The organism is Paraburkholderia sp. GAS41, assembly GCF_050436545.1.
GTDB lineage: Bacteria > Pseudomonadota > Gammaproteobacteria > Burkholderiales > Burkholderiaceae > Paraburkholderia.
On the sequence record NZ_JBNDMK010000022.1, the window covers coordinates 143,453 to 149,663 of the forward strand.

Annotated in this window: 5 protein-coding genes; 4 read left to right on the plus strand and 1 reads right to left on the minus strand. The window is 55.8% G+C overall.

Going from position 1 to position 6,211, the window contains the following annotated elements; genetic code table 11:
* Positions 1-8 precede the first annotated feature (8 nt).
* The 4 genes from P3T43_RS26435 to P3T43_RS26450 all read left to right on the plus strand — a co-directional run bounded on the left by P3T43_RS26435 (position 9) and on the right by P3T43_RS26450 (position 5,013).
* A complete protein-coding gene (locus P3T43_RS26435; protein ID WP_429283952.1) occupies positions 9-1,574 on the plus strand; it encodes a recombinase family protein in 1,566 nt (521 codons plus the stop codon).
* A gap of 29 nt (positions 1,575-1,603) precedes the next feature.
* Positions 1,604-2,473 (plus strand): plasmid partitioning protein RepB C-terminal domain-containing protein, encoded by an 870-nt coding sequence (locus P3T43_RS26440; protein ID WP_429283962.1) that lies wholly within the window; start codon positions 1,604-1,606, stop codon positions 2,471-2,473.
* Positions 2,470-3,372: a plasmid partitioning protein RepB C-terminal domain-containing protein gene (locus P3T43_RS26445; protein ID WP_429283953.1), complete on the plus strand. Its 903-nt coding sequence runs from the start codon at positions 2,470-2,472 to the stop codon at positions 3,370-3,372. Before P3T43_RS26440 ends, P3T43_RS26445 begins: the two co-directional genes overlap by 4 nt.
* 849 nt (positions 3,373-4,221) lie before the next feature.
* Positions 4,222-5,013 carry a hypothetical protein gene (locus tag P3T43_RS26450; protein WP_429283954.1) on the plus strand — a complete coding sequence of 264 codons (792 nt, stop codon included), beginning with the start codon at positions 4,222-4,224 and terminating at the stop codon, positions 5,011-5,013.
* Between the two features lie 755 nt (positions 5,014-5,768).
* On the opposite strand, the gene P3T43_RS26455 is transcribed toward P3T43_RS26450, so the two are convergent.
* Positions 5,769-6,211, minus strand: a 443-nt coding sequence (locus tag P3T43_RS26455; RefSeq protein WP_429283955.1) for a plasmid pRiA4b ORF-3 family protein, incomplete at its 5' end; no start/stop codon positions are given.

Genomic DNA, 6,211 nt, shown 5'->3' on the forward strand with positions numbered 1-6,211 from the left:
GGTGGAGCATGTCATTGAATAACGCGGATGCACCAGTCGTAGCCAATTCCTCGGCTGGGCGCGCAGCGGAGTACGTCCGCATGTCGACCGAACACCAGCAGTATTCGACAGAGAATCAGCGCGACCGAATTCGAGACTACGCAACCCGCCGCGGATTCGAAATCGTCCGCACATATGCCGATGAGGGTAAAAGCGGTCTTCGAATCGACGGTCGGCAGGCACTTCAAAATCTCATTTCCGATGTCGTCAATGGCAATGCCGACTTTTGCGCAATCCTCGTCTACGACGTGAGTCGGTGGGGGCGATTCCAAGATGCCGACGAAAGCGCGTATTACGAGTACATCTGCCGCCGCGCGGGCATCCAGGTTGCGTACTGCGCCGAGCAGTTCGAGAACGACGGGTCACCTGTCTCGACTATCGTAAAGGGGGTAAAACGGGCTATGGCCGGCGAGTACAGCCGGGAGCTGTCCGCGAAGGTATTCGCCGGCCAGTGCCGGTTGATTGAGATGGGTTTCCGGCAAGGCGGTCCAGCCGGGTATGGATTGCGCCGCGTGCTGGTCGACGACCACGGTCTCATGAAAGCGGAGTTGCGGCGCGGCGAACATAAAAGTCTGCAGACGGACCGGGTAATCCTCATGCCTGGACCGGACAGCGAAGTGCGGACCGTAAAACTAATCTACGACTGGTTTATCGACGAGTCGCTCGATGAATACGAAATTGCCGCGCGTCTGAACGGCATGCGTGTGCGGACTGACCTTGACCGGGAGTGGACACGGGCCACGGTGCGGGAAGTACTGACCAACGAAAAATACATCGGCAACAACGTATACAACCGGGTGTCGTTCAAGCTGAAGAAGACGCGGATGACAAACACACCGGACATGTGGATTCGCCGGGAGGGTGCATTTCAGGCAATTGTGCCAAGCGAAACGTTCTACACTGCTCAGGGCATCATGAGAGCGAGAGCGCGTCACTACTCGAATGAGGAGCTAATCGAGCGACTACGCAACCTTTACCGCAGTCGCGGATTTCTATCCGGCGTAGTGATTGATGAAACAGATGGCATGCCTTCCACTTCGGTCTATGTGTACCGATTCGGTAGTTTAATCCGTGCCTACCAGACAGTCGGCTTTACCCCCGGCCGGGACTATCGGTACATTGAGACCAACCGCTTCCTGCGACAACTGCATCCGGAAATCATTTCGCGGACGGAGAGGAAAATCGCGGATTTGGGCGGCACGGTGATGCGCGACCCGGCAACCGACCTGCTGACGGTCAACGAGGAATTCACGGCTTGCATCGTGCTCGCGCGCTGCCAGGCTCATGACAATGGTCGAAGTCATTGGAAAGTGCGCTTCGATATGAGCCTCCTGCCCGACATCACAGTTGCGGTGCGGCTCGACCAAGCGAATGCTTCGGAGCTGGACTACTATCTGTTGCCGCGTCTGGATTTTGCACAACCTCGTATTCACCTCGCCGACCAGAATCCAATCGAGTTTGAAAGTTATCGCTTCAATACGTTGGACTACCTTTATGGCATGGCCGAGCGTGCCCGTCTAAGGAGAGTAGCGTGAACTCGTGGCAGCAGCTCGGAGAAATCCGGATGGTCCCCGTTGCTCAGATTGAAGTCATCAATCCGCGAGAACGCAATGGTCGAGTTTTCAACGAAATCGTCGACAACATCAAGACAATCGGTCTCAAGAAGCCAATCCTGGTCACGCCGCGGGCAACGGCCGGCGGCATAGAAAAATACTTGCTCGTTTGCGGCGAGGGGCGATTGAAGGCGTTCCGCTCGCTTGGGGAAGCGACTATTCCCGCACTTATTGTGAGCGTGAGCGACGAGGACGCGTTCGTAATGAGTCTGACTGAAAACATCGCGCGCAGACAGTGTCGCCCACTCGAACGGCTTGCCGGCATTCGGCAATTGCAGGAGCAGGGATATGCGCCGAAGGTCATTGCCGAAAAGACAGGTCTCACGCCGACTTACGTTCACGGCATCCTCACGCTACTGCGCCAGGGAGAAGAGAGACTTGTCGTTGCTGTGGAGAAAGGGCTCGTCCCCCTGAATGTGGCCCTGACGATTGTTGGCGCCGGCGACGACGACGCTGAAATTCAAGCAGCACTCCAGGAGGCCTATGAGTCTGGCAAATTGCGGGGCAAGCAACTGATGACCGCTCGCCGCGTCATCGAACGCAGGAAAGCACTCGGGCGAAGCACGTCGCACAATATGACCAGCAAGTCGGCCGCTGTCACGACGTCGAGTCTCGTGCGGACGTATGAGCACGAGGTAGAACGCCAGAAGTCCATGGTGAGAAAGGCCGAGTTCACGCAACAGCGGTTGCTATTTGTGGTCGGCGCTTTGAGGCAACTGTTTGCCGACGAGAACTTCATCAACCTGTTACGCGCGGAGGGACTGGCCAGCTTGCCGAAGTATCTTGCCGAACGCGTTTGGCCAAGCGGGAGTGCGACATGACTGGTGTAACTCTTGGATTCATCCCCGAGCCATTGTTGGTGCCAGTCTCCAGCATTCTGCCATCGCGCAAAATACCGGCGCCCGTCGTCGCATCGCGTAAATTTAAGCAGATAAGAACCTCCATTGAGGAGGTAGGCCTCATCGAACCGCTCTCTGTAACGCCAGCGGACCAGTCTTCCGGGCAACATGTTCTGCTCGATGGACATCTACGTCTACTTGCCATCCAGGACTTGGGGCACGAGCGGGCTGCCTGCCTTGTCGCGACCGACGACGAGAGCTACACGTATAACAACCGTGTCAATCGCCTCTCGACAATTCAGGAACACTATATGATTCGGCGAGTAATTGATAGAGGCGTATCGCCTGAACGATTGGCGAAAGCTCTTTCCGTGGACACATCGCAGATTATAAAGAAGATGTCGCTGCTCGACGGCGTTTGCCCGGAAGCGGCTGAACTTCTCGCAGACAGGCAGTTCTCGGCGGAGGTTGTTCGCGCTATTCGCAAAATGAAGCCCACGCGGCAGGTCGAATGCGTTGAGCTAATGGTGGCGGCGAACAATGTGTCAGTCTCCTACGCCGAGGCATTGTTGGTGGCTACGCCTGCAGCGCGGCTTGTGGAGGGCAAGAAGCCACGTAAACTGACCGGCGTTAGCCCGGAGCAGATGGCGAAAATGGAGCGGGAAATGAGCAATCTGCAGGGGCAGTACAAGCTCGTTGAACAGAATTACGGTCAAGATGTGTTGAATTTAGTGCTTGCGAAAGGGTATCTCGCCAAGCTCCTCGAAAACGAATCTGCACGGCAATATGTTGCCCAACGCCATCCAGACCTGATGGTGGAGTTCGAGTCCATTTTTGCAACCATTTCTCTCGACCCGCAGCAATTCAGCGCGGTCCTCTAGTCGAACCCTGGCATAGTGGCGGTCCACATCGCATGCGAAGCGCTGCAAGATGAACGCCGTCGCACGACCTCCGCGCCCCGCAATGGCGATTGCTGCTATTTCCCCTTCGTTTTTGCTCAACTGCGACCCCGTTTTACGTTCGACAACATCGTTTAGGGCCTTCATTTCATCATTCTGGCCGATGCCCGCGTCGTCGGATGTATGGCCAGCAGGACAGGGGCTGGAAAAATGATGTGGCGTGTTGCCGAAGAAGTGACTCGGCTCGCGCTGTCTCCAGTCCCGCGGATTGAGTGCTCGTTGGGCCTTTCCACAGCGACGAGCAGCAGGTAGTGATAAAGAGCGATGACATCATGCTAAATTTGCCTTGCCACGAACGGCTGCCGAGCGGCGGTTTCGGTTTCTGAGACGATTGTCAAGGATAGTTGTCGACACTTAGGCGGCACGGACTCTTCAGATTTCGTCGCCGCTGCCGAAAAACAGGGTGGGCCATCCAGCATCTATAGCCACCGGCAGGCGCACGGAGCCCGAAAACTCCGCAGGCCCGATATCCGGGGCCGTGGCGGAGGTGAGTCATTACAAACCTGAAAATCGAATAAGCTAGGCAGATGCGGGCCGAGAAAAAAGCTGCGAATCGCTTTTCCAAGAAGCCGAGAAGCTGTTGAAGAGTCTCGGCGAAGGGACACATGCACAAAGCCGAATTCACGTTTTAAGGTGGTCGTCGCCTGTGAAGCTCCCAAATTTTCGCGGCTAAAGTCTCCACTCCAGTGGCCGTCGCTCACCATCAGCCCGGTGCAGGTATAAGGGTACTTAGCTAGAAAGGTGAAGATGAACTCAACCCAAAGACTAGAAATGTCAGAACTCAAATATCCAAAGGCGGTATACCGGGACCAAGACTCCGGAAAATTGATTACCATTCGCGCAGATGAGCTGGCGAACGCGGCTATATTGGAGCGCGCTAGGCTTGAGGAGCTCTTTGATGAGACTGAGCAAACACACCTTACACCTCGCGCTGGCGATATCAAGGTGCCACACTTTGCCGGCAGGCCCTCAGGCGGCAGAAGACTGTTTCAAGGCGAGCGAGACGAAGAACATGATGAACGGGTGACGCGACTCGTAAATGCACTAAGTAGCCAAGAAAGTTGGGCATTGGGAATGCTTGGTGCCAAAAAGAGCAACAATGAACCTCCTGACTTCTACCAAGACACCATTTTGTCCGATTACCGCTGGGGCAGCGAAACCAATCGAATCATGGATGAGCAGACAATCGTCCGACACGATATCTTTGGTGCTTCAAGCACGCTTTCGATGTCCGTACGTCAACCCTCCATCGCAATTGAGGTTGTGAAAACGCACTACCCCGAAGAAGCTGCGTTCACGGCATTCATCGAAAAGAGCAAACGTGAACCGTTCATAGTCTTCTTTGATGTGATTAAGTGCAAAGAACAGAATTACACAAACACGTTTGTCAAAGTTGATGCCGAGTTGCGCAGGATTTCTTACCGCCCGTACACCTTCTTGGTCCGCGAAGGGAAGGTGTACAAAGGCAATAGGCCCACTGAAATCGAAACATCGGCGCGACTGCGAATCGAGGTCGAAGAGATGATTGCTGCGTGGCAACGTTATCGGGCAGGAAAAGCCTGACGCAACAAGTATAGACCTCGCGACCATGGATTCTCCAGCCGGCATGGCAACGCTCGCGCATGCTTTAAAGCGTCGTCGCCAGATAGGGCTGAGATATCCTCGTCCCCAAAGTAAGCCAAACAGTGGGCAATGTAATCTGCTTCGCGCTGACTACGGCGTGCCTCTTCATTGAGGCATGCGCGTTCGTCTGCGTCGTTACTCGCATCGGCCGCTGTCACGTGCTCAGTTAGCAGCGTAATTTTCTCCCGATAAAGCTCGCTCAGTTTCATTCTCGGAACCCCTTCTAAGGTGAAACTGTGTATAGCCCCGTTTTCGTGAAAAAGATGAACCAAGCGGACCCTCGACAAATTACAGCTGGCGCACAGTATGTTATTGCAGCAGTCTTCGGGTCGTGCGCCAGGTCGCTGAGCTGCGCAATCTTGCGAGCCTCATCGTCTGCGAGAGCGACGTAATACCGCCCATCTTTCTCTCGTACGAGGAGCTCGAGCTGCGAGCCGGATACGACGCACAACTGCGGGTCTCTCGGGAAACCATCAGGTACGAGCCGCTCAGTCATCATGTGCTCCCCGACTTCTGCATGTCGCCGCAGCGCCGGAACGCGCGCGTCTCATGGTCTTCGCGTATGCCGCACCCGCGCCCGGCGCATCGGGCTGTGTAATACGGAAAAGGCACACCAGACACCGCCACTCATAGCGCTGGCAATGCGGAGACGAACAGGTCCTGTCGTAAGCGACATTTGGTGGCCGTCTTGACGATCAGAATTTGATCTCGAAGAGGCGTTCGTTGACGCCCTGGAGGTCAAAGGCAGCAGGATCGAAATCACCGCCACACCAGTCGAGCAACAGCTGGTGTTCATCATGAGCCGGATCGATGATCGCGTCGAGGAACTCGATGTAGCCGGGTACGCCGCCAACATCTTCCGGCGGACAGGCATTGCGGCCGTCCAGGCAGATGGGCGAGCGCATCTCAGGATCAGGCGGCAGGACCTTCTCGACCTTCACACGGTGCTGCCAGTTGTCACCGTAATCGTAGATGTAGGTGAATGACTTCAGCGCACCGAGCGCCTTGCTCAGGTTCACCCGCGCTTCGTTGAGCATCGGCGCGTCACTCGGGAAGTCCGGATCGGGCATCCCGTAGTTGGTGTCGCCGAACACGAATTCGTGCAGGTGGCCGCCATCCCAGCCCATCGCCCACAGCA

What these genes read in the sequence shown, in the direction of transcription:
- P3T43_RS26435 (WP_429283952.1), top strand. Translation starts at nt 9, where the DNA reads ATGTCATTGAATAACGCGGATGCACCAGTCGTAGCCAATTCCTCGGCT.
- P3T43_RS26445 (WP_429283953.1), top strand. Translation starts at nt 2,470, where the DNA reads ATGACTGGTGTAACTCTTGGATTCATCCCCGAGCCATTGTTGGTGCCA.
- P3T43_RS26450 (WP_429283954.1), top strand. Translation starts at nt 4,222, where the DNA reads ATGTCAGAACTCAAATATCCAAAGGCGGTATACCGGGACCAAGACTCC.
- P3T43_RS26440 (WP_429283962.1), top strand. Translation starts at nt 1,604, where the DNA reads ATGGTCCCCGTTGCTCAGATTGAAGTCATCAATCCGCGAGAACGCAAT.